A 24316-nucleotide genomic window follows, 5' to 3' on the forward strand; every position below is an offset into this window, starting at 1 on the left:
ACTACACCTCATCAAAAAACTGCTGATAACGGGATTCACTGAAACCAAGCAGCATAGGCTTCCCGGGCGCGCAGAGCAATGGGCGTTTGATGATTGCCGGCTGTTCAACCATGAGAGCAGCGGCGGAGTCGGCATCGGTAATCCCGCTGCGGTGGCCTTCATCCAGTTTGCGCCATGTTGTGCCGCGCGTATTCAGTAAAGGCTGCCAGCCGAGTTCGGCAATAAAGGTATTAAGAAGAGGGAGGTCTATGCCATCCACACGGTAATCGTGAAAACGATAATCAATGCCATGCTCCTCCAGCCAACGGCGCGCTTTTTTGATCGTGTCGCAATTCTTAATGCCATAGAGGGTAATCATATTGAATCCTTTAACGCGAAATTCGAATAAATAATCAATAGTATCGTCTGCGGGATAATAAGTGTGGCTGTTAATGGTTATTTATCCAGCGCTGATCGGCAATCAATATAACATTGTTGAGTGAATGTGAATAATGATTCCAAAACGTTCCAGATGTGGCTTGTTTATAATTCGTGAGGAAAATCCTATTTTGCGCACATGCAATTGATTGTTTTTTAACCCGATTTGATAAAGTAGTAGAAAAGGTATTAATGTTGCTAAATATTGCAGTAAGTCACATAAAATTTACGGCTACAGCGCCATAGTAATATCATAGACAGCATAACCAGAGGATATCGCAACAATCGGTTAAATGAACTTCTCTCTATACCGCTAACTACGTAGAATACCCATAATAATAAGAGAGGCTATTATGATTGAACGTGAACTGGGGAACTGGGGAACTGGGGAACTGGGGAACTGGGGAACTGGGGAACTGGGGAACTGGGGAACTGGGGAACTGGGGAACTGGGGAACTGGGGAACTGGGGAACTGGGGAACTGGGGAACTGGGGAACTGGAAAGATTTTATCGAAGTCATGCTTCGTAAATAAATGCCTGGAAGGCACCGCGCTCCCATAGGGGATAAGAAAAGGCGACTCAACGAAAGTCGCCTTTTTTGTGCCCGACACCTCGTATCAGGCTGGCCAGGAGCTTATTCCGGGCGCGGCTTCAGCGGGAAGCGGCGACGTATCAGCACGAAAAACAGGGGTACAAAGAAGATAGCCAGAATGGTTGCTGAGATCATTCCCCCCATCACGCCGGTTCCGACAGCATGTTGGCTACCCGAGCCTGCCCCGGTGCTGGTGGCCATCGGCAATACGCCAAAGATAAACGCCAGCGAAGTCATCAGTATCGGTCGCAGGCGCTGGCGGCTGGCGTACAGCGTGGCGTCTAACAGCGCGTGTCCCTTCTGATTCATTTCGTTGGCGAATTCCACAATCAGAATCGCGTTTTTCGCCGAGAGGCCGATAACGGTCAACAGCCCCACCTGGAAGTAAACATCGTTTTCCAGCCCGCGCATCCAGGTGGCGAGTAACGCGCCGATGACCCCGAGCGGCACAACCAGCATCACCGAGAAGGGCACCGACCAGCTTTCATACAATGCCGCCAGACACAGGAAGACGACTAATAGCGAAATAGCGTACAGCGCAGGCGCCTGCGCGCCGGAGAGCCGTTCCTGGTAAGACATGGCTGTCCATTCCAGGCCAAAACCGCCCGGTAGCTGATGCACCAACGACTCCATGACATCCATCGCCGTCCCGGTACTGACCCCCGGCGCGGCCTCTCCGACAATTTCTACCGCCGAATAGCCGTTATAGCGTTCCAGACGCGGCGATCCGGTTTCCCAGCGCGAGGTGGCGAAGGCGGAGAAGGGGACCATGCCGCCGTCTTTGTTACGGACATACCAAAGATTAATATCGTCCGGCAACATACGATATTTCGCTGCGGCCTGAACATAGACCTTCTTCACGCGGCCCCGGTCCATAAAGTCGTTGACGTAGCTCGATCCCCAGGCTGTTTGCAGGGTGTCGTTGATATCGTCAATCGATACGCCCAGCGCCTGCGCTTTCCGTTGGTCAATATCAATTTGCAGTTGCGGGCTGTCGTCCAGGCCGTTGTGGCGCACGCGGGTCAAGGAACTGTTTTTCCCGGCCAGCTCAATGAGTTGATCTCGTGCGGCCATCAGCGCGTCATGGCCTGCTCCGGCGTGATCCTGTAATTCCATATCAAAACCGGCGGAGCTGCCCAGACCGCTAATTGCCGGCGGGCTGCTGGCGAAGACGCGAGCTTCTTTAATCTGGTTAAATGCTTTTGTCGCCCGCTCAATAATGGCGAACGAGGAGCCGGTGGTGGGATCGCGCGCGTCCCAGTCTTTCAAGCGAACAAACATACGCGCGACGTTTTGCCCGTTCCCGCCAGGGCCGGAACCGACCGTCGAGAAGACCGACATAATGTTGTTTTTCTCATGGGTGAAGTAATAGTTTTCAACCTTTTCAACGACTTTCAGGGTCTGCTGTTGCGTAGAGCCGCTCGGTAGCTGGATAGACGTAGTGAACATGCCCCGATCTTCTTGCGGCAGAAAGGAGGTGGGGAGACGCAAAAACAGGAACACCATGCCGCCAAGCAACAGAACATAAATCAGAATCCAGCGCAGGCTGCGATGCAAAATTTTCGCTACGCCTTTCTCATAACGTTCGGCATTACGATTGAAGGTACGGTTAAACCAGCCGAAAAATCCGCGTTGCCCGTGCTGTTCGCCTTTGTGCAGCGGTTTTAATAACGTTGCGCACAGCGCCGGCGTCAGGATCATGGCGACCAGCACCGACAGCACCATTGCCGAGACAATGGTGATAGAAAACTGACGATAAATCGCCCCGGTGGTACCGCCAAAGAACGCCATCGGTACGAATACCGCAGACAGCACCATCGCGATACCGACCAGCGCCCCCTGGATTTGTCCCATGGATTTGCGCGTCGCTTCACGCGGCGTGAGCCCTTCTTCGCTCATGATACGTTCGACGTTTTCCACCACCACGATGGCATCGTCGACCAGGAGCCCGATCGCCAGCACCATCGCGAACATGGTTAATGTGTTAATACTGTAGCCGAACGCGTAAAGCACGGAGAAGGTGCCCATTAATACTACTGGCACGGCGATCGTCGGAATGAGCGTGGCGCGAAAGTTTTGCAGGAACAGATACATCACCAGGAAAACCAGCGCGATAGCTTCCAGCAACGTTTTGACCACATCGATAATCGAGGCTTTGACAAAGGAGGTGGTTTCATACGCGATCTTGTATTCCAGGCCGTGAGGGAAGTACTGCGCCAGCTCGTTGAGGCGATCCAGTACCAGCTTCGCGGTCGCCATTTCGTTCGCGCCGGAGGCCAGCTTAACGCCAAGGCCGGAAGCCGGATTGCCGTTAAAACGGCTGAGGTAGTCATATTTTTCCGCCCCCAGCTCCACGGTGGCGACATCGCCCAGTTTGACCTCGGAACCGTCCTGATTAACGCGCAGGGTGATATCGCGAAATTGTTGCGGCGTTTGCAGCAGCGACTGCGCATTGATGGTGGCGTTCAGCGCCTGCTTGTCGACCGAAGGCGTACCGCCAAGCTGCCCGACGGCGATTTGCGCATTCTGCGACTCAATCGCATCGGTCACGTCTTTCGTGGTCATCTGAAAACTATTCAATTTGGCCGGATCGAGCCAGATACGCATAGAGTACTGTGAACCATAAGCGTCAATATCGCCCACGCCGTTGACGCGGCTGAGCGGGTCCTGAATATTACTGGCGACGTAGTCGGCGATATCCTGCTTGTCCATAGAACCGTCGGTAGAGACGAAAGCGATGGTCAAAATATTGGTATCGCCCGTTTTGCGTACCGTGACGCCTTGATCCTGTACCGCCTGCGGCAGTTTACGCATCGCGGACTGTAACTGGTTTTGCACCTGCTGAACCGCCTCATCAGGATCGGTTCCCGCAATGAAGCTCAGCGTAATGGTCGCCTGTCCGGTTCCGCTGCTTTGTGATGACATGTACATCAGATTATCGAGGCCCGTCATATTCTGCTCAATAACCTGGGTTACGGTATTTTCCAGCGTTTGCGCCGACGCTCCCGGATAATTCGCGGTAATACGTACGTTGGGCGGCGCCAGATCGGGATATTGTTCAACAGGTAAAGAAAAAATGGCTAACGCCCCTGTCAGACACAACAGGATAGCCAGCACCCAGGCAAAAATGGGGCGATCGATAAAAAAATTCGCCATTAAAGGGGAACCTCGTGTTTCTACATATCGTTATAGATTTGAACTGCTTCACTGTAGCGGCAAGCTACGAGCCAAACGTGGAGAAATAAAGGAGATAATGTAAATTATCATGCGCTTTTACAGCATACTTTTTGTGCCAACGCCGGAAAGCCTGACATCTGGCCTTCCGGTGATTTGCCGTTCTTTACGTTAACTGACTCTCTTCCTTGTTGGAGGAGCGAAAACTGATACTGACCAGCGTGCCGCCGCCGGAGGGTTGCGAAAAATTCAGCGTGCCGCCAAGCCGTTCCGCGCGCTCACGCATTATATTCAGACCATAGTGTCCGGCAGGCTCATGCGGTTCGCCGATACCAATGCCATTATCGCGAATATAAACGGTATGATCGCCGTCAGGCGCGGTGACGCAGCTCACGGCGATTTCGCTCGCGTTGGCGTGTTTAATGGCGTTCAGGACAGCTTCACGCACAATTTGCAATAAATGCACCTGCATTTGCGCATCCAGCGCCAGCGTGGGTAAACGGCAATCCAACTTGAGTTTAGCCGGAGTCTGACTCTGTAAATCTTCCAGCATCTCATGCAATGCGGAGGGTAAATCGGCCTGCTGTAACGTCAGACGGAACGTGGTGAGTAGCTCGCGAAGCTGACGGTAGGCGTCGTTCAGCGCTCTGGAAAAATCCGCCATGATGCTTTGCGCGCCGGCGTTATCTTCTGGAATGGCGCGCTTCAAAAGCGTTAATTGAATACGTAAATAAGAAAGTACCTGCGCCAGCGAATCGTGTAACTCACGGGCAATCGTCGCGCGCTCTTCCATTAACAAAAGTTGCTGGAAGTGTTTTTGCGCCTGATTAAAGTACAAACCACGCCCCAGCATCGTGGAGACGCTGTTCAGCAACGGCGTAGAGGCATTAACGTTGGGGCTTTGCCAGTGGAGTTCGCCATAGACCGTGTCCTGCATCGTCACTGGCAGCATTTGCATCGGCAGGTCGGGGCTTTGCGTGCCTTCGCTAATCCGCCAGTTATCGCCCACGGTTAACTCCAGATACCAGGCGGCGTCATGTTCACGGACAATTTGCAAAATATGGCGAAAACAGTGGACATCGATTTGGCTGGTATTCAGCGCCTGGGAGCACTGGTATAACACCTCCAGGCGGCGGTGCGCTTCGTGCAGATCGTGCGTTTTTTCTTCCACCGAGGCTTCCAGCGAACGATAAAGTTTATGCAGCTCGCTCGACATCTGACTAAACGTTTTCGCCAACAATCCCAGCTCATTGGGTAAGCTGGTATCCAGCGGCAGCGGGGCGAACTGACCATGTTCAATTCGCTGACTGGCGGTGACCAGTTGATTCAGCGGGCGAACGACCTGCTGGCGAATACGCCGTAGGGTAAAAAAGACCAGCGTAAATATGCCGATACCGCCCGCCAGCGATATGGCGACGACCAGCATGACTTTACGCTCGGCGTAATGCTGTAACGCCAGAACGAAGAGATCAATTTGATCGACGTAATTGTTGATATTGGACTGATACCAGACAATGTCGCCATCCTGTAGGCGGCTATTCATCTCCAGCCAGTTGGCGTGCAGGCGCGCGTAGCGAGTTTTCACCGCCTGCGGCACATACCAGGCGTTGAGATTTTGCAGTACCGGCGAGTTGAGCGCGTGCTGGAAAAGTTGACGATGCGCATTAATCTGCGGGCTACGGCTTTGCAGATCGTAACCCAGCCGATAGCTCTGCATTCGTAGCGAACCGGCGATATTGATCGCTTCGGCATCCCGTAAACTGCTGGTCAGCGTCAGTAATGCGCTGCCGGTGGACAGAATAGACAACAGCACAATATAGAAAAAAGCCTTAGCCAGACTGGCCGAGACCGGGCGTTTAACCGTCACACTGGTACTCCCCGCATTTAGCTGAACCGCAATTTCATTTGCTTTGAAATAAATTGATCTGCCACAGGTTCTGGACAGATAGTTGTGCTTCCTGGGCAGATGAACATTGCCGACCCCGCCTTCGTCAGTTAATAACAATGCTCATATAAAGAATAAGGTTTTTGCAACCAAAACAGAAGGACGCCATGAATCGTTTTATTATGGCCAATAGCCAGCAGTGTCTGGGATGCCATGCCTGCGAGGTCGCCTGCGTAATGGCTCACAATGATGAGCGACATGTTCTGACGCCACAGCGCTATCAGCCCCGAATTACTGTCATCAAACATCAGCGCCAGCGCAGCGCGGTTACATGTCACCATTGCGAAGATGCGCCCTGCGCCCGTAGCTGTCCGAACGGCGCGATCGCGCATATTAACGACAGCGTGCAGGTCAATGCGCAGAAGTGCATCGGCTGTAAGTCCTGCGTCGTCGCCTGCCCATTCGGCACCATGCAGATGGTATTGACGCCCGTCGCGCCAAACCAGTTCAAAGCCAGCGCGCATAAATGCGATCTGTGTCAGGGACGTGAACAGGGTCCGGCCTGTGTGGAAAATTGCCCGGCGGATGCGCTGCAACTGGTCACCGAAGACTCGTTGACCCGTCTGGCTAAAACGCGACGGCTGCGTACCGCCCGGCAGGAGATTCGCCCCTGGCATACCGTGGATACACAACACAGTGGGACAGCATGCAGCAAAGTCGAGCGTATGCAGGCGACGCCGCCGCGCGGCGAACCGGATAAACTGGCGATTGAAGCGCGTAAAACCACCTTTGAGGAAATTTATCTGCCGTTTCGCGCCGCGCAGGCGGAGCGTGAAGCGGCCCGCTGCCTCACATGCGGGGAACACAGTATCTGCGAATGGACCTGTCCGCTGCATAACCATATTCCCCAGTGGATCGAACTGGTGAAAGCCGGCGATATTGATGCGGCGGTAGAGCTTTCCCACCAGACCAACTGTCTGCCGGAAATTACCGGGCGCGTCTGTCCGCAGGATCGGCTATGCGAAGGCGCGTGTACACTCCGCGATGAGTATGGCGCGGTTACCATCGGCAACATTGAGCGCTATATCTCCGATCGCGCTCTGAGCAAAGGCTGGCGTCCCGACCTGTCGGACGTACAGAAGAGCGATAAGCGCGTGGCGATTATCGGCGCGGGGCCGGCAGGTCTTGCCTGCGCTGACGTGCTGGCGCGCCGTCGGGAAATCTTCAGCGCGATGGGGATTCGTTTCGAACTTAACTGCGAAGTAGGGAAAGATATTTCTCTGGAGACGCTGCTGGAGAGTTATGACGCCGTCTTTGTCGGGGTAGGAACCTATCGTTCCATGAAGGCTGATTTACCGAATGAAGACGCGCCGGGGGTATATGATGCGTTGCCATTCCTCATCGCCAATACCAAACAGGTGATGGGGCTTCCGGCGTTGCCTGACGAGCCGTTTATTGATACTGCGGGCCTTAACGTGGTTGTGCTGGGCGGCGGTGACACCGCAATGGACTGCGTACGTACGGCGTTGCGTCATGGCGCTGCCAACGTCACCTGCGCTTATCGCCGCGATGAGGCCAATATGCCAGGGTCGAAAAAAGAGGTGAAAAACGCGCGGGAAGAGGGCGCGAACTTTGAATTTAACGTTCAGCCAGTTGAGTTGGTGCTGGATACGCACGGGCGCGCCAGCGGTATTCGCTTTTTGCGTACGCGGCTTGGCGAACCGGATGGTCAGGGGCGACGCCGTCCGGTACCTGTACCGGACAGCGAGTTCGTGATGCCGGCGGATGCGGTCATTATGGCGTTTGGTTTTCATCCGCATGGTATGTCGTGGCTGGAATCGCATGGCGTGAAGGTGGATAACTGGGGACGTATTGCCGCCAGCGTCGAGAGCGAGTTTCGTTACCAGACGTCCAACCCGAAAATTTTCGCTGGCGGCGATGCGGTGCGCGGCGCCGATCTGGTGGTGACGGCGATGGCAGAAGGCCGACATGCCGCGCAGGGGATACTCGACTGGTTAGCTAAATAAGCGTATTTGTAGGCCGGTTAAGGCCTGGAACGGTTAAATGATTTAGTGATAAAAAATCTTAAACTTATTGGCTAACCTTACTCCGTTTGCAGAAATGTTGACGCTCGCAGGGCTGGACGCCCTGCGATAAACATTTTCCCGCTGGGTCGATGTTTAACAGGCCTGATAAGGTCAATCTTAGTATTGAAAATAGAGTGTAAATTGAAGGAAGGGACGCTATCAGAATCCCTTCTTAGAGCCTATCCCATTAGGGCTATTTTACGTGCCATTTTGGACCTGGGCAGTGCTCGCCAAAACGCGTTAGCGTTTTGAACGCCGCTTGCGGCGGCCCGAAGGACGAGCGTAGCGAGTCAAACCTCACGTACTACGTGTACGCTCCGGTTTTTGCGCGCTGTCCGTGTCCAAACTGGCTGCGCCAATAACGTCTGGTGGGATAGGCTCTTAATTTTTATTTTAAGGAACCATATATCTGGTCAACAATCCAGCCATACGTCGCCGCAGGTAATAATCCACTGACAAAAACATTCGGGTTCACTTTAGGATTTGCTACCGGCGAGTGCGGCCTGTTACCTAAAATAACAATCGCCATATGATTAACCGGATCGATAGACGTCAGCGTTCCGGTCCATCCGGTATGTCCATACGTTTGCGGACTGGCTAATACCCCGAACGTTGGGGTCATTGAGGCGTTGCCGTTAACGCGCCACCCCAGACCAAAGGTAGCATCTTCTGGCGAGCGGCGAGTAAACTGCGCAACCGTTTTGTTGTCGAATAGCTTCACGTTACCGTAGCCGCCCCCATTGAGCATGACTTGCATTAACACAGCCATATCATGGGTGTCAGAAAACAGTCCGGCGTGTCCTGAAACGCCGCCCATTGAGTACCAGGCTTTTTCGTCATGCACCTGGCCCCATAGTGTATTGGTGCGAATATTGGGGAAATGAATCACGCCGTCACGCGTGTTGCCGTGTAGTTCCGTTGCGGCGATTTGCGGCGGCGTGAAGCCTTTCATCAGCGGGTTAAAGACGGTATGTTTTAATCCGAGCGGTTTATAAATGGTGGTTTCGACGTAGCGATCTAATGGCATTGCCGTTATCGATTCAATGATAAAACCAAGAATCATATAATCCACGTCGCTGTAGATATGCTTCGACCCAGGTTGATATTCCAGCGGTGTCTTTTTAATCATCTCCAGAGTAGTGCTTTTACTCTGTGAAAATAATTTACCGGCGACGTTTTTATTGGGATATTGTGGGTCGGCAGGAAAGCCCGCGACGTGATGAAGAATATCAATAATGCGGAGTTTATCTTTGCCTTTTATTTTATCCCCAGGCATATCCTTAAAGCCGGGGATATATTTTGATACCAAATCATTGACATCTATTTTTCCTTCATACACCAGTTTTTGCAATGCAAAGTTAGTGGCATACATTTTTGTGTTTGAAGCCAGGTCATACATCGTGTTAGTGGTCGCCCGAATGGGATGGGCTAACAGCGTGGAACCGTCATATTTTTTGGCATAGCCCCAGGCTTTTTGTAGAACAATATGATTATCTTTTATCACCAGAAGATTGATGCTGGGATATCCGGCATCAATTTGATTTTGAATCCAGCCATCAAGTCGGTGAAGTTTTTGGCTATCAAACCCCACCTGATCAGGGCTCGCGGTGGTCAATACCGGATACTCAACGGCAAAAGCTGAAAGGGAAAACGTCAGTAGAACCGTCGCAACGAGAGTAAATTTCATGATGATTCCCTCAGTCTCACTCCGGCCGTCAAATCATATCGCGAGCATGGACTCTGCGGCCCGGAGAAGCAGAATGTGGTCATGGCAGTGACAGAAAAATATGGCTGTACATCCGTTCAGTCGGCATTAAGGATTAACCCTTCAGCAGACAAAACCGACCTCACGGCGTAATATTAATGCTCTTTTTACACCCTGGAGCCAGCATGTCGCAAACCATTACGCTTATTAAGGATAAAATTCTTTCTGATAATTATTTTACTCTGCGCAACATTACCTATGACCTGACCCGTCGTAATGGCGAGGTTATCCGTCACAAGCGTGAGGTTTACGATCGCGGGAATGGCGCAACCATTCTGCTTTACAACTCAACTAAAAAAACCGTGGTTCTGGTTCGCCAGTTTCGCGTGGCGACATGGGTCAATGGTAATCAAGACGGTATGTTAATTGAAACCTGCGCTGGCCTGCTTGATAACGACGAGCCGGAGGTCTGTATCCGTAAAGAGGCCATTGAAGAGACAGGGTATGACGTTGGTGAGGTACGCAAGATATTTGAGCTGTATATGTCGCCAGGCGGCGTCACGGAGCTGATTCATTTCTTCATTGCCGAATATCATGATAGCGAGCGTGCCAGCATCGGCGGCGGCGTGGAGGACGAAGAGATTGAGGTGCTTGAACTACCGTTTTCCCGGGCGCTGGAAATGGTGCGCTCAGGCGAGATTCGGGACGGTAAGACCGTGTTATTGCTTAACTATTTACAGACGTCTCATCTAATGGACTGAAAAAAAAGAAATATATTTCTTTACACAAAAAAGACCAATCCGATAAATCTGATTGAGAACCCTGAGGCGCGCAAGGAAGATACCGCCTGAGCTGTGTTGTTCTGAATCTGGGGTTGTTCCGTTCATGCGCTACCGCGTTATTCTTTTTTGTCTGTTTGGCCTGTTGCCGGTCCAGCTACTGTGGGCTGCGCCAGCGCAACGGACTTTTTCCGACTGGCAGGTCACCTGCAATAACCAAAATTTTTGCGTAGCGCGCAATACTGGCGAACATCATGGGCTGGTGATGACATTAAGCCGCAGCGCCGGGGCGCGTACCGATGCGGTACTGCGTATCGACCGCGGCGGTTTGGCGCCGCCCGACGCTAAAGAAGCCGCAATTGCGCCTCGCTTATTGCTGGATGGCAAACCGCTTTCGTTCAACAGTTCACACTGGCGCGTGTCGCCCTGGCATCTCATGACCGGCGATCCTGCCACCATCACCGCATTTTTACAGACGATTCAGGATGCGCAGGCCATCACCTTAAAAAACGGCGTTCAGACGCTTTCGCTGGCGGGATTAAAAGCGGCATTACTGTTTATCGACGCGCAACAAAAACGTGTGGGCAGCGAAACCGCCTGGATTGAAAAAGGAAACGAACCGCCGCTCAGCGTGCCCCCGGCACCGGCATTAAAGGGGATCGCCGTTATTAATCCAACGCCCGTACCGCTGAGTGAGGAAGAACGCGACGATCTGCTGGACTACGCCGCATGGCGGGTAAACGGCATTCGTTGTTCGCTTGACCCGCTGCGTCGCGAGACGCAGGTCAGCGCGTTGACGGATGATAAAGCGTTATTGATTGTTAACTGCGAAGCCGGCGCCTATAACACTATTGATCTCGCCTGGGTAGTTTCACGCAAAAAAACGCTCGTCTCGCGCGCCGTACGTTTGCGGCTGCCGTTTAATCGCGGCGTCGAAAGTAATGACATGGAGTTGATGAACGCCTTCTTTGACGAGAAAACGCGCGAGCTGGTGACGTTGGCGAAAGGGCGGGGGTTAACCGACTGTGGTATCCAGACGCGCTGGCGCTATGATGGCGATCGTTTTCGTCTGGTACGTTATGCCGAAGAACCGAGCTGCGATAGCTGGCACGGGCCGGATGCCTGGCCTACGCTGTGGATCACGCGTTGAATCCTGGTTGTTATCCCCTTTTCAGAATAGGGATACACCTATTGAGGTTTCATTTATGGTATAGAGATTGCTACGTTACGGTAGGATTGTTACTTTACCCGATAGCCTCACCACAGCAGGAAATAGTATGAAAATAAATAATGGCCCCGTATTATGCCCCCATTGTGGCTGCCTGAGCGCTTATTATGAAATAGATCGGCTGGCGGCGATAAGAGAAAAAGTGAATAAAGAAGGCGGATCAGCGGCGTGGGATTCAACATTGCAGGCGCATAAAAAAAAGGCCTTTTGCCTGATGTGCCATAAATCCATTGATGAGGTCGTCATCGGGCAGTCAGATGCGCCTGAGTCTACGAAGTAATTTTGCACAGCCTACAGAACAGGTCTGCAGACTGTGCAAAGTCTGTGTTGCTAACGCCCGCCTTAGCCTTTGATGTTCAGCACCCGGCGGGCTTTTTCCACAATATTTTCCACGGTAAAGCCAAAATACGGGAACAGTTTGTCAGCCGGGGCGGATTCACCGTATCCCGTCATGCCGATAATTGCGCCTTTTAGGCCAACATATTTATACCAGTAGTCGGCTATACCGGCCTCCACCGCGACGCGGGCGGTTACGTGCGCCGGTAGCACTGATTCGCGATATGCCTCGTCCTGCGCATCGAAAATATCCGTTGAAGGCAACGACACCACCCGAACGTTATGCCCCTCGCCAGTCAATTTTTCCGCCGCCTGGAGGGTAATTTCCATTTCCGATCCGGTAGCGATCAGAATGATATCCGGCTTGCCGCCGCTATCTTTCAGAATATAACCGCCGCGGGCAATCGCTTTCACCTGTTCCGGCGTGCGTTCCACCTGCGCCAGATTCTGCCGCGAGAGAATCAACGCCGTCGGCCCGTGCTGACGTTCAATGGCCAGCTTCCAACCGACTGCCGCCTCAACCTGATCGCAGGGACGCCAGGTGCTGAAGTTAGGCGTTAAGCGCAGGCTCGCCAGTTGTTCCATGGCCTGGTGCGTCGGGCCATCTTCGCCCAAACCGATGGAGTCGTGGGTATAGACCATAATCTGCCGGGCTTTCATTAAGGCCGCCATACGCGCCGCGTTACGCGCATATTCGACAAACATCAGAAACGTGGCGGTATACGGTACAAAGCCGCCGTGGTGGGCGATGCCGTTGGCAATGGCGGTCATGCCGAATTCGCGCACGCCATAGTGGATGTAATTACCTGCCGGATCCTCTTTCAACGAGGTCAAACCTTTCCAGATAGTCAGGTTGCTCGGCGCCAGATCCGCCGATCCGCCCAACAGTTCCGGCAACAGGGGACCATAGGCATTGAGCGTATTTTGCGATGCTTTACGGGTGGCGATTTTGGCCGGATTAGCCTGCAAGTCGTTAATAAATTTTTGCGTGGCGGATTCCCATGCCTCCGGCAATCCGCCGCTCATCCGGCGGGTAAACTCCGCGGCCAGCTCAGGATAAGCCTTCTCATAAGCAGCAAACTTTTCCTGCCACTGCTGCTGCGCTTTCTCGCCTTTTTCACGGCCATCCCACGCGCGGTAAATCTCTTTTGGGATCTCAAACGCCGGATGATGCCATCCCAGCTTCTGGCGGGTCAGCGCCACCTCTTCTTCGCCCAGCGCCGCGCCGTGCGACTCCTCCTTCCCGGCTTTATTCGGCGAGCCAAAACCTATCACCGTCCGACAGATAATTAGCGAAGGTTTATCTTTTACGCTCTGGGCTTCCAGAATGGCTTTTTTCACCGCCTCCGGAGCGTGCCCGTCAATGTCATGCACGACATGCCAGTGGTAGGCTTCAAAACGTTTGGCTGTATCGTCGGTAAACCAGCCTTCGGTTTCGCCATCAATGGAGATGCCGTTGTGATCGTAAAAGCCGATCAGTTTGCCCAGTCCCAGCGTACCAGCCAGCGAACACACCTCATGCGAGATCCCCTCCATCAGACAGCCGTCGCCCATAAAGACATAGGTGTAGTGGTCGACAATCTCATGGTCCGGCCGGTTGAACTGTGCGCCTAACGTACGCTCGGCAATCGCCAGCCCGACGGCATTCGCCAGCCCCTGGCCCAGCGGCCCGGTGGTGGTTTCAACGCCAGGCGTATAGCCAATCTCCGGGTGACCAGGCGTTTTAGAGTGCAGTTGACGGAAGTTTTTTAGCTCCTCCAGCGGCAGGTCATACCCGGTTAAATGCAGCAGACTATAGAGCAGCATGGAGGCGTGACTGTTGGAAAGGATAAAACGATCACGGTCATACCAGGTCGGATCGGTGGGGTTATGTTTAAGAAAATCGTTCCATAGCACTTCAGCGATATCCGCCATCCCCATCGGCGCGCCGGGGTGCCCGGAATTGGCTTTTTGAACGGCATCCATGCTCAGCGCACGAATCGCATTGGCAAGGTCTTTACGGGACATAAATCACTCCATGCAAGGTTTATAGTTTGGCGGCAAGCAGGTCTTCCAGTTTGCGCTGGTCAACGGCGAAAAGGCGGATACCTTCCGACAGCTTCTCTACGGCCATCGCGTCCTGATTATGTTCCCAGCGGAACTCCGCTTCCGTCATTGGCGTAGGACGGTGGAACATCTGCGAGGAAGGCACCAGTTTACGGATCACCGGTTCTTCTTTTTCTTTCAGCTCTTTAAGCAGGTTAGGGGAGATAGTCAGTCGATCGCAGCCGGTTAGCGCGAGGATTTGCTCAGTACGGCGGAAACTTGCACCCATCACGATGGTTTCATAGCGATGCTGTTTAAAGTAATCGTAGATATTGCGTACCGATTTCACGCCGGGATCTTCCTCCACGACATACGGCTCCAGCGGACTACGCGCCTGATACCAGTCGTAAATTCGGCCCACGAACGGAGAGATTAAATAGACGCCCGCTTCGGCGCAGGCGCGCGCCTGGGCAAAAGAGAACAACAACGTCAGGTTGCAATTAATGCCTTCTTTTTCGAGCTGTTCGGCGGCGCGAATACCTTCCCAGGTCGCGGCGAGCTTGATCAGAATGCGTGATTTATCAACATCCTGCTGCTGGTAGAGATCCACCAGATGGCGTGCTTTCTCGATACTTTTTTCTTTATCGAACGATAACCGCACGTCGACTTCAGTGGAGACGCGACCGGGAATACTTTTCAGTATTTCCGCGCCAAAATTAACCGCCAGTTTATCGCTGGCTGCCGCAACCTGCTGTTCCTGCGTACCGCCGTGTTTTTTTCCCCAGGCAATCGCATCCTCAATCAAATGACCATACTGCTCAAGCCCGGCGGCTTTTAACAGTAAAGAGGGATTTGTCGTGGCATCCTGCGGCTGGTAGTGGCGGATGGACTCGATGTCGCCGCTGTCGGCGACGACGGTAGTGAATTGTTTGATGCCGTCTAGCTGGTTCATAGGAAATACTCCTTGAAAAGTAAAGTGTTAGATGAGTGTGTTGATTCACACTTCTGAAAGATTGATACACTACATAACCAAAAAGCATAGCAGACAGGCATGGTATTGCTGGTATAAGCAGGTAACATGGCTGTTATAAGTTGATAACAAACTCTTGCGCCGCGTCGTGATAGTTTGCAGACCTTCAAAGTTTGTGTTGCGCAGTACGGTGATAATGTGCGGCGCACCAGGCCGCGTCACTTTTTGAACGATACGTGAAAGGAACAACAAAATGGATGAGCAGTTAAAACAAAGCGCCCTTGATTTCCACGAATTTCCGGTACCCGGTAAAATTCAGGTTTCTCCGACTAAGCCCCTTGCCACCCAACGCGATCTGGCGTTGGCTTACTCGCCAGGCGTGGCGGCGCCCTGCCTGGAAATCGAAAAAGATCCGCTGGCAGCCTACAAATACACCGCGCGCGGCAACCTTGTCGCGGTCATTTCCAACGGTACAGCGGTGCTGGGGTTAGGCAACATCGGCGCGCTGGCCGGCAAGCCGGTCATGGAAGGCAAAGGCGTTCTGTTTAAAAAATTCGCCGGCATCGATGTGTTTGACATTGAAGTCGATGAGCTTGATCCGGACAAATTTATCAATGTGGTCGCAGCGCTGGAGCCGACCTTTGGCGGCATTAACCTCGAAGACATTAAAGCGCCGGAATGTTTCTATATTGAGCAGAAACTGCGCGAGCGCATGAACATCCCGGTTTTCCATGACGATCAGCACGGAACGGCGATCATCAGTACGGCCGCCATTCTTAATGGCCTGCGAGTCGTAGAGAAAAATATTTCCGACGTGCGGATGGTCGTCTCCGGCGCAGGGGCGGCGGCAATCGCTTGTATGAACCTGCTGGTCGCGTTGGGGATGCAGAAGCACAACATCGTGGTGTGCGACTCTAAGGGCGTTATTTACAAAGGCCGTGAGCCGAATATGGCGGAGACCAAAGCGGCCTATGCGGTAGACGACAGCGGCAAGCGCACGCTGGATGAGGTCATTGACGGCGCGGATATTTTCCTCGGCTGTTCAGGCCCGAAAGTGCTGACTCAGGAGATGGTGAAGAAAATGGCCCGCGCGCCAATGATTCTGGCGCTGGCTAACCCGGAACCGGAAATTCTGCCGCCGCTGGCGAAAGAAGTGCGTCCGGACGCCATCATCTGTACCGGTCGTTCCGACTATCCGAACCAGGTGAACAACGTATTGTGCTTCCCGTTTATCTTCCGCGGCGCACTGGACGTCGGCGCGACGGCGATCAACGAAGAGATGAAACTGGCGGCGGTCCGTGCGATTGCCGAGCTGGCGCACGCCGAACAGAGCGAAGTGGTGGCCTCGGCCTATGGCGATCAGGACCTGAGCTTTGGGCCGGAATACATTATTCCGAAACCGTTTGACCCGCGTCTGATTGTCAAAATCGCTCCGGCGGTCGCGAAAGCGGCAATGGATTCCGGCGTGGCGACGCGCCCGATTGCTGACTTTGATGCCTATATCGATAAACTGACCGAGTTTGTCTACAAAACTAACCTGTTCATGAAGCCGATCTTCTCGCAGGCACGCAAAGATCCGAAGCGCGTAGTGCTGCCGGAAGGGGAAGAGGCGCGCGTGCTGCACGCAACCCAGGAGTTGATAACCCTGGGGCTGGCGAAGCCCATCCTGATCGGGCGTCCGAGCGTGATCGAAATGCGTATCCAGAAACTGGGGTTACAGATCAAAGCGGGCGTTGATTTCGAGATCGTGAATAATGAATCCGATCCGCGCTTCAAAGAGTACTGGAGCGAGTATTACCAGATCATGAAGCGTCGCGGGGTAACTCAGGAACAGGCGCAGCGTGCGATGATCGGCAACCATACGGCCATTGGCGCGATCATGGTGCAGCGTGGAGAAGCGGATGCGATGATCTGCGGCACCATCGGCGACTACCATGAGCATTTCAGCGTCGTGAAAGCCGTCTTTGGCTACCGTGACGGCGTGCATACGGCAGGGGCGATGAACGCCTTACTGCTGCCAAGCGGCAACACTTTTATCGCCGATACTTATGTTAACGAAGATCCCACGCCGGAACAGTTGGCGGAGATCGCCGTAATGGCGGCGGAAACCGTTCGCCGCTTTGGTATTGAGCCGAAAGTCGCGCTGTTGTCGCACTCTAACTTTGGTTCCTCAAATTCGCTGTCCGCCAGCAAAATGCGCGAAACCCTTGAGCGGGTACGCGAACGAGCGCCCGATCTGATGATTGACGGTGAGATGCACGGTGATGCGGCGTTGGTGGAAAGTATTCGTAATGACCGGATGCCGGATAGTCCGCTGAAGGGAGCCGCCAATATTCTGGTGATGCCGAATATGGAAGCCGCCCGCATTAGTTACAACTTACTCCGCGTCTCCAGTTCCGAAGGCGTCACGGTCGGCCCGGTCCTGATGGGCGTGTCTAAACCGGTACATGTATTAACGCCGATCGCCTCTGTACGCCGTATCGTGAATATGGTGGCGTTAGCGGTAGTTGAAGCGCAAACCACGCCGCTTTAATAACGCATTACTCTCTCTTCTGGCGCAGGTTCTCCTGCGCTTTTTTGTCTATGGAAAACCCCCAGCTAGGCTGGGGGTTCCGGAAAGCTTTCAGCTTTAAGCCAGTTATTAAAACCCCTTTTGATTTGTTAAAACATCTTGCGGTCTGGCAACTGCAAAAGTTCAACAAGAAATCAAAAGGGGGTCCCAATGAGGGACGAAAAGAGCTTAGCGCACACCCGATGGAACTGTAAATATCACATAGTTTTCGCGCCCAAATACCGAAGACAAGCGTTCTATGGAGAGAAGCGTAGGGCAGTAGGCAGCATATTAAGAAAATTGTGTGAATGGAAAAACGTACGAATTCTGGAAGCAGAATGTTGTGCAGATCATATTCACATGCTTCTGGAGATCCCGCCGAAGATGAGTGTGTCGAGTTTCATGGGATATCTGAAGGGTAAAAGTAGTCTGATGCTTTACGAGCAGTTTGGGGATCTAAAATTCAAATACAGGAACAGGGAGTTCTGGTGCAGAGGGTACTATGTCGATACGGTGGGTAAGAATACGGCGAAGATACAGGACTACATAAAGCACCAGCTTGAAGAGGATAAAATGGGTGAGCAATTATCGATCCCGTATCCGGGCAGCCTGTTTACGGGCCGTAAGTAACGAAGTTTGATGCAAATGTCAGATCGTATGCGCCTGTTAGGGCGCGGCTGGTAAGAGAGCCTTACAGGCGCATCAGAAAAACCTCCGGCTATGCCGGAGGATATTTATTTTATGCGCCGCTGGGCTTCGCCATGGTATGAAAGGCTCGGGTGGGGATATTCTGGAACCTATTGCGTTACCCCTACTTATTTCACTGAATCTGTACTATGCACAAATCGAGTGATACGCATTATTTTTATCAATAATAGTAATACAAAGAATAGCCGGTGGGTATTTATTGCGGAACAAGCTTAAATTCAGAATGACGCCTGAAAATGTGATGCACCACGATATTTATCGTTAACACCTTCGACAGAAGTCCCTTTTATTTTCTTTCTCTTAGTGATCTACCTCACCTTTTACATCACCTTGCCGAATTTTGTTATTTACTCCGACAAAAAATTGCCACGATGACGGCAGTTTCAGTGGAGACGGTGAGCAATGAATAAAGAACGCATTATTCAGGAATTTGTGCCGGGCAAACAGGTCACGCTGGCGCATCTCATTGCGCACCCTGGTGAAGAACTGGCGAAAAAGATCGGCGTTCCCGATGCTGGCGCGATTGGCATTATGACCTTAACGCCGGGGGAAACGGCCATGATCGCTGGCGATTTAGCGATGAAGGCTGCGGATGTACACATCGGTTTTCTCGACAGATTTAGCGGCGCGCTGGTGATTTATGGCACCGTCGGCGCAGTAGAAGAAGCGCTATTACAGACGGTCAGCGGGCTGGGGCGATTATTAAACTTCACCCTGTGTGAGTTAACAAAAAGTTAATTGGTGGCGGTAATGAAACGTATTGCTTTTGTCGGCGCGGTCGGCGCCGGAAAGACAACGCTTTTTAACGCGTTACGGGGAAATTATTCCCTCGCCAGAAAAACGCAGGCCGTGGAATTTAATGATCATGGCGATATCGATACGCCGGGTGAATATTTTAGCCATCCCCGTTGGTATCACGCCTTAATTACCACGTTGCAGGATGTGGACACGCTGATTTATGTCCACGCGGCAAACGATAAAGAAAGTCGCTTACCTGCCGGGTTATTGGATGTTGGAACCCGTAAACGACATATCGCCGTTATCAGCAAAACGGACATGCCGGATGCCGACGTCGCCGCTACGCGGCAGTTGCTTTGCGAGATTGGATTCCGGGAGCCGATTTTCGAGCTCAACGGCCACGACCCGCAAAGCGTGCGGCAGTTGGTGGATTATCTGGCGGCTCTCAGTGAACAGGAGGAAGAGGCAGGTGAAAAAACTTATCACAGCTAACGATATTCGTGCGGCCCACGCCCGCGGCGAACAGGCGATGTCGGTAGTGCTGCGCGCCAGCATTATTACCCCGGAGGCTCGCGAAGTGGCGGAACTACTGGGCTTCACGATTACCGAATGCGACGAGTCCGTCCCGGCATCCACATCGGCGCAGGCGTGTAAAAGCGAAAGCCAGCGCATTCGGGAAGCCATCATCGCGCAGCGCCCGGAAGGGCAGTTTACTGAAAGCCTGGTGGCGCAGTTGATGGAAAAAGTGCTCAAGGAAAAGCAGTCGCTGGAACTGGGGACGATGCAGCCGAGCTTTACCTCCGTCACGGGTAAAGGCGGCGTGAAAGTCATTGACGGCAGCAGCGTGAAATTTGGCCGCTTCGACGGCGCCGAACCGCACTGCGTCGGCTTAACCGATCTGGTTACAGAGCAGGATGGCAGCAGCATGGCCGCCGGGTTTATGCAGTGGGACAACGCCTTTTTCCCGTGGACGCTGAACTACGACGAAATCGACATGGTGCTGGAGGGTGAACTGCACGTACGCCATGAAGGCGAAACCATGATTGCCAAAGCCGGAGATGTCATGTTCATCCCTAAAGGCTCCAGCATTGAATTTGGCACGCCAACGTCCGTGCGCTTTCTGTACGTCGCCTGGCCTGCAAACTGGCAATCCGTATGAACGATTTCATCACCGAAACGTGGCTCAGAGCGAATCATACGCTCAGCGAAGGATCGGAAATCCATCTGCCCGCTGACGCACGACTGACGCCCTCGGCCCGGGAACTGCTGGAAAGTCGTCGCCTGCGCATTAAGTTTCTGGATCAGCAAGGCCGGCTGTTTGTCGATGATGACGAACAGCAGCCGGTACATGGCTTAACCAGTAGCGATACGCACCCACAGGCCTGCTGTGAACTGTGCCGCCAGCCGGTGGTGAAAAAGCCCGATACGCTGACCCATCTGACGGCGGACAAAATGGTCGCCAAAAGCGACCCGCGCCTCGGCTTTCGCGCCGCGCTCGACAGCGCCATCGCGCTGACCGTGTGGCTACAAATCGAACTGGCGGAACCCTGGCAGCCGTGGCTTTTCGATATCCGCTCGCGGCTGGGCAACATTATGCGCGCCGACGCTATAGATGAACCGCTGGCGGCGCAGTCTATCGTCGGGCTGAACGAGGATGAGCTGCATCGGCTTTCCCACCAGCCGCTGCGCTATCTCGACCACGATCACCTGGTGCCGGAGGCCAGCCACGGTCGCGATGCGGCGCTGCTTAATCTGCTGCGAACCAAAGTCCGCGAAACGGAAACCCTCGCCGCACAAGTGTTTATTACCCGTAGTTTTGAGGTCTTGCGCCCGGACATTTTACAGGCGCTAAACCGTCTCTCCAGCACGGTTTACGTGATGATGATTTTGAGCGTGGCGAAACATCCGCTGACGGTCGCCCAAATTCAACAACGGTTGGGAGAGAAGCCATGATCATTGAACGCGCCCGCGAACTGGCGGTACGCGCCCCCGCCAGAGTCGTCTTTCCCGATGCGCTGGACGAACGCGTGCTGAAAGCGGCGCATTACCTGCAACAGTGCGGTCTGGCTCGCCCCGTTCTGGTCGCCAGTCCGTTTGCGCTGCGTCAGTTTGCCCTGAGTCATCGTATGGCGATGGATGGCATTCAGGTCATCGACCCACACAGCAACCTGAGTATGCGCCAGCGTTTTGCGCAACGCTGGCTTGCCCGTGCCGGAGAAAAAACGCCGCCGGACGCAGTGGAAAAGCTTAGCGACCCGCTAATGTTCGCTGCCGCCATGGTGAGCGCCGGTGAGGCTGATGTGTGTATCGCAGGCAACCTGTCGTCAACGGCGAACGTGCTGCGCGCAGGGCTGCGGGTGATTGGCCTGCAACCCGGGTGCAAAACATTATCGTCTATTTTCCTGATGCTGCCGCAGTATGCCGGCCCGGCATTAGGGTTCGCCGATTGCAGCGTAGTGCCGCAGCCGACGGCGGCGCAGCTGGCGGATATCGCTATCGCCAGCGCCGACACCTGGCGGGCCATTACCGGCGAAGAGCCGCGCGTGGCGATGCTGTCATTTTCAAGCAACGGCAGCGCCCGTCACCCCAATGTTGCCAACGTGCAGCAGGCGACAGAGTTCGTTCGCGAACGTGCGCCGCAACTGCTTGTGGACGGTGAATTGCAGTTTGACGCCGCTTTCGTACCGGAGGTCGCCGCGCAAAAAGCGCCTGACAGCCCGCTGCAAGGCCGCGCCAACGTGATGATTTTCCCGTCGCTGGAGGCGGGCAATATTGGCTACAAAATCGCTCAGCGTCTGGGAGGCTATCGCGCTGTTGGGCCGCTAATTCAGGGGCTTGCCGCGCCGCTTCACGACCTCTCCCGAGGCTGTAGCGTGCAGGAAATTATCGAACTGGCGTTGGTGGCAGCCGTGCCGCGCCAGGCTGACGTGAGCCGCGAACGCAGCTTACACACACTGGTTGAATGAACGGTCCCGTTCTGGACCCCTTTAATGAGAGGAAAACACGATGGAAGCATTAGGAATGATTGAAACCCGGGGCCTAGTTGCGCTGATTGAGGCCTCAGATGCGATGGTAAAAGCCGCACGCGTGAAGCTGGTCGGTGTGAAGCAGATTGGCGGTGGCCTGTGTACGGCCATGGTGCGTGGCGACGTGGCGGCGTGCAAAGCCGCAACCGATGCTGGCGCCGCTGCGGCGCAGCGCATTGGCGAGCTGGTCTCTGTACACGTGATTCCACGCCCGCACGGCGATCTGGAAGAAGTGTTCCCGATCAGCTTCAAAGGCGCAGCAACATTTGATGGTAGGCCGGATAAGACGCGCAGCGTCGCCATCCGGCATGAATGCGCGCCATTGCCTGATAGTGCGCAGATTCAAGGCCTACGACCCAACGGGCAATCCATGGAGGCGGATATGAAACTGGCAGTCGTCACAGGACAAATCGTATGTACCGTCCGCCATCAGGGACTGGCGCATGACAAATTGCTGATGGTGGAAATGATCGATGCCCAGGGCAACCCCGACGGGCAGTGTGCCGTCGCTATCGACAGTATCGGGGCGGGAACCGGAGAGTGGGTACTGCTGGTCAGCGGCAGTTCCGCGCGCCAGGCGCATCGCAGCGAATTATCACCGGTCGATCTGTGCGTCATTGGCATCGTCGATGAAGTGGTGGCTGGCGGGAAAGTGGTTTTCCATAAATAGGACTGAACATCATGAATCAACAGGATATTGAACAGGTGGTGAAAGCGGTGCTGCTGAAAATGAAAGACAGCAGCCAGCCGGCCAGCACTGTTCATGAGATGGGCGTTTTTGCCTCCCTGGATGACGAAGTGGCGGCAGCAAAACGGGCCCAGCAGGGGCTGAAGAGCGTGGCGATGCGCCAGCTTGCCATTCATGCCATTCGCGAGGCGGGCGAAAAACACGCCCGAGAATTAGCGGAACTTGCCGTCAGCGAAACCGGCATGGGACGCGTTGACGATAAATTTGCCAAAAACGTGGCGCAGGCGCGCGGCACGCCGGGCGTCGAGTGTTTATCTCCGCAGGTGCTGACCGGCGATAACGGCCTGACATTGATTGAAAATGCGCCGTGGGGCGTGGTGGCCTCGGTCACGCCGTCCACCAATCCGGCGGCGACGGTGATCAATAACGCCATCAGCCTGATTGCCGCAGGCAACAGCGTCGTGTTTGCCCCGCATCCGGCGGCGAAAAAGGTCTCTCAGCGGGCAATCACCCTCCTCAATCAGGCGGTGGTCGCCGCCGGCGGCCCGGAAAATCTGCTGGTCACCGTGGCGAACCCGGATATCGAAACCGCCCAGCGGCTGTTCAAGTACCCCGGTATTGGCCTGCTGGTGGTGACCGGCGGCGAAGCGGTGGTGGACGCGGCGCGCAAACATACTAATAAACGCCTGATCGCCGCCGGTGCCGGCAATCCCCCGGTGGTGGTGGATGAGACCGCCGACCTGCCGCGCGCCGCACAATCCATCGTCAAAGGCGCGTCGTTTGATAACAACATCATCTGTGCCGACGAAAAAGTGCTGATTGTGGTGGATAGCGTCGCCGACGAGCTGATGCGTCTGATGGAAGGTCAGCACGCGGTGAAACTGACTGCCGCTCAGGCCGAACAGCTCCAGCCGGTGCTGCTGAAGAATATTGATGAGCGCGGCAAAGGCACCGTCAGCCGTGACTGGGTCGGTCGTGACGCGGGCAAAATCGCCGCAGCCATTGGCCTGAACGTCCCGGATCAAACGCGCCTGCTATTTGTGGAAACGCCAGCTAACCATCCGTTTGCCGTCACTGAAATGATGATGCCGGTACTGCCGGTGGTGCGGGTCGCCAACGTCGAAGATGCCATCGCCCTGGCGGTACAACTTGAAGGCGGTTGCCACCATACGGCGGCGATGCACTCGCGCAATATCGACAACATGAACCAGATGGCGAACGCCATCGACACCAGCATTTTCGTCAAAAACGGGCCGTGCATTGCCGGGCTTGGATTGGGCGGAGAAGGCTGGACCACCATGACTATCACTACGCCAACCGGCGAAGGGGTGACCAGCGCGCGTACCTTTGTGCGGCTGCGTCGATGCGTGCTGGTGGATGCGTTTCGCATTGTATAAGGGATGACTC

The 24316-nt window shown here is 54.1% G+C and carries 20 protein-coding genes and 1 pseudogene; 15 read left to right on the forward strand and 6 right to left on the reverse strand.

The genetic code is table 11. The annotated features are described in order from the left end of the window. Position 1: 1 nt before the first annotated feature. A complete protein-coding gene (locus AAYN39_RS13525) occupies positions 2-358 on the reverse strand; it encodes an ArsC family reductase (RefSeq protein WP_000631925.1) in 357 nt (118 codons plus the stop codon). A gap of 412 nt (positions 359-770) precedes the next feature. On the opposite strand from AAYN39_RS13525, the gene ypfM reads away from it, so the two are divergent. After that, a complete protein-coding gene (ypfM, locus tag AAYN39_RS13530; RefSeq protein ID WP_055385076.1) occupies positions 771-950 on the forward strand; it encodes a protein YpfM in 180 nt (59 codons plus the stop codon). A gap of 101 nt (positions 951-1051) precedes the next feature. Here the strand turns inward: ypfM and acrD are convergent, their stop codons facing one another. Together acrD and narQ are read right to left on the reverse strand one after the other, a co-directional pair. Further along, entirely contained in the window at positions 1052-4165 is a 3114-nt protein-coding gene (gene acrD / locus AAYN39_RS13535; RefSeq protein WP_001263083.1) for a multidrug efflux RND transporter permease AcrD, read from the reverse strand. 184 nt (positions 4166-4349) lie between these two features. Then, entirely contained in the window at positions 4350-6050 is a 1701-nt protein-coding gene (gene narQ, locus AAYN39_RS13540; protein WP_000216820.1) for a nitrate/nitrite two-component system sensor histidine kinase NarQ, read from the reverse strand. A 185-nt stretch (positions 6051-6235) separates the two neighbouring features. Here narQ and AAYN39_RS13545 point away from each other — a divergent pair, with 185 nt between their 5' ends. Beyond that, positions 6236-8095 carry an oxidoreductase FeS-binding subunit gene (locus AAYN39_RS13545; RefSeq protein WP_001078926.1) on the forward strand — a complete coding sequence of 620 codons (1860 nt, stop codon included), beginning with the start codon at positions 6236-6238 and terminating at the stop codon, positions 8093-8095. Between the two features lie 448 nt (positions 8096-8543). On the opposite strand, the gene pbp4b is transcribed toward AAYN39_RS13545, so the two are convergent. Next, positions 8544-9842, reverse strand: a complete 1299-nt coding sequence (gene pbp4b / locus AAYN39_RS13550) for a penicillin binding protein PBP4B (RefSeq protein WP_000673295.1) — start codon at positions 9840-9842, stop codon at positions 8544-8546. A gap of 203 nt (positions 9843-10045) precedes the next feature. On the opposite strand from pbp4b, the gene nudK reads away from it, so the two are divergent. The 3 genes from nudK to AAYN39_RS13565 all read left to right on the forward strand — a co-directional run bounded on the left by nudK (position 10046) and on the right by AAYN39_RS13565 (position 12147). Continuing rightward, entirely contained in the window at positions 10046-10621 is a 576-nt protein-coding gene (gene nudK / locus AAYN39_RS13555) for a GDP-mannose pyrophosphatase NudK (RefSeq protein ID WP_000084037.1), read from the forward strand. A 124-nt stretch (positions 10622-10745) separates the two neighbouring features. Then, positions 10746-11789, forward strand: a complete 1044-nt coding sequence (locus tag AAYN39_RS13560; protein ID WP_001270681.1) for a DUF1176 domain-containing protein — start codon at positions 10746-10748, stop codon at positions 11787-11789. Between the two features lie 127 nt (positions 11790-11916). Next, positions 11917-12147 (forward strand): hypothetical protein, encoded by a 231-nt coding sequence (locus tag AAYN39_RS13565; RefSeq protein ID WP_000700635.1) that lies wholly within the window; start codon positions 11917-11919, stop codon positions 12145-12147. A 62-nt stretch (positions 12148-12209) separates the two neighbouring features. Here the strand turns inward: AAYN39_RS13565 and tkt are convergent, their stop codons facing one another. Continuing rightward, positions 12210-14210, reverse strand: coding sequence for a transketolase (gene tkt, locus AAYN39_RS13570; RefSeq protein ID WP_000087345.1), 2001 nt, complete (start codon positions 14208-14210; stop codon positions 12210-12212). Positions 14211-14229: 19 nt separating this feature from the next. Next, complete coding sequence (gene tal / locus AAYN39_RS13575) at positions 14230-15180, reverse strand: transaldolase (RefSeq protein WP_001072452.1); 951 nt, start codon at positions 15178-15180, stop codon at positions 14230-14232. 271 nt (positions 15181-15451) lie between these two features. Here tal and maeB point away from each other — a divergent pair, with 271 nt between their 5' ends. From maeB to AAYN39_RS13625, 10 genes and pseudogenes are all read left to right on the forward strand, one after another. Then, positions 15452-17731, forward strand: coding sequence for an NADP-dependent oxaloacetate-decarboxylating malate dehydrogenase (maeB, locus tag AAYN39_RS13580; RefSeq protein ID WP_000344299.1), 2280 nt, complete (start codon positions 15452-15454; stop codon positions 17729-17731). A 189-nt stretch (positions 17732-17920) separates the two neighbouring features. Further along, positions 17921-18379: an IS200/IS605-like element IS200F family transposase gene (tnpA, locus tag AAYN39_RS13585; protein ID WP_048658925.1), complete on the forward strand. Its 459-nt coding sequence runs from the start codon at positions 17921-17923 to the stop codon at positions 18377-18379. Between the two features lie 480 nt (positions 18380-18859). Further along, positions 18860-19195: an ethanolamine utilization microcompartment protein EutS gene (gene eutS / locus AAYN39_RS13590; RefSeq protein ID WP_001031445.1), complete on the forward strand. Its 336-nt coding sequence runs from the start codon at positions 18860-18862 to the stop codon at positions 19193-19195. A 12-nt stretch (positions 19196-19207) separates the two neighbouring features. Beyond that, complete coding sequence (gene eutP, locus AAYN39_RS13595; protein ID WP_000820751.1) at positions 19208-19687, forward strand: ethanolamine utilization acetate kinase EutP; 480 nt, start codon at positions 19208-19210, stop codon at positions 19685-19687. Beyond that, positions 19665-20354 (forward strand): ethanolamine utilization acetate kinase EutQ, encoded by a 690-nt coding sequence (gene eutQ, locus AAYN39_RS13600; RefSeq protein ID WP_000733871.1) that lies wholly within the window; start codon positions 19665-19667, stop codon positions 20352-20354. Before eutP ends, eutQ begins: the two co-directional genes overlap by 23 nt. Continuing rightward, positions 20351-21148, forward strand: coding sequence for an ethanolamine utilization cob(I)yrinic acid a,c-diamide adenosyltransferase EutT (eutT, locus tag AAYN39_RS13605; protein ID WP_000997668.1), 798 nt, complete (start codon positions 20351-20353; stop codon positions 21146-21148). Before eutQ ends, eutT begins: the two co-directional genes overlap by 4 nt. Beyond that, complete coding sequence (gene pta, locus AAYN39_RS13610; RefSeq protein ID WP_000582913.1) at positions 21145-22161, forward strand: phosphate acetyltransferase; 1017 nt, start codon at positions 21145-21147, stop codon at positions 22159-22161. Before eutT ends, pta begins: the two co-directional genes overlap by 4 nt. Before the next feature lie 40 nt (positions 22162-22201). Then, positions 22202-22477, forward strand: a pseudogene (gene eutM, locus AAYN39_RS13615) (ethanolamine utilization microcompartment protein EutM); the annotation flags it as partial. 126 nt (positions 22478-22603) lie between these two features. Beyond that, positions 22604-22891 (forward strand): ethanolamine utilization microcompartment protein EutN, encoded by a 288-nt coding sequence (gene eutN / locus AAYN39_RS13620; RefSeq protein WP_001522340.1) that lies wholly within the window; start codon positions 22604-22606, stop codon positions 22889-22891. An 11-nt stretch (positions 22892-22902) separates the two neighbouring features. Beyond that, complete coding sequence (locus AAYN39_RS13625) at positions 22903-24306, forward strand: aldehyde dehydrogenase family protein (protein ID WP_001075647.1); 1404 nt, start codon at positions 22903-22905, stop codon at positions 24304-24306. The last annotated feature ends 10 nt before the right edge of the window (positions 24307-24316 follow it).

Source organism: Salmonella sp. K21076 (genome assembly GCF_039650795.1).
Classification (GTDB): domain Bacteria; phylum Pseudomonadota; class Gammaproteobacteria; order Enterobacterales; family Enterobacteriaceae; genus Salmonella; species Salmonella enterica.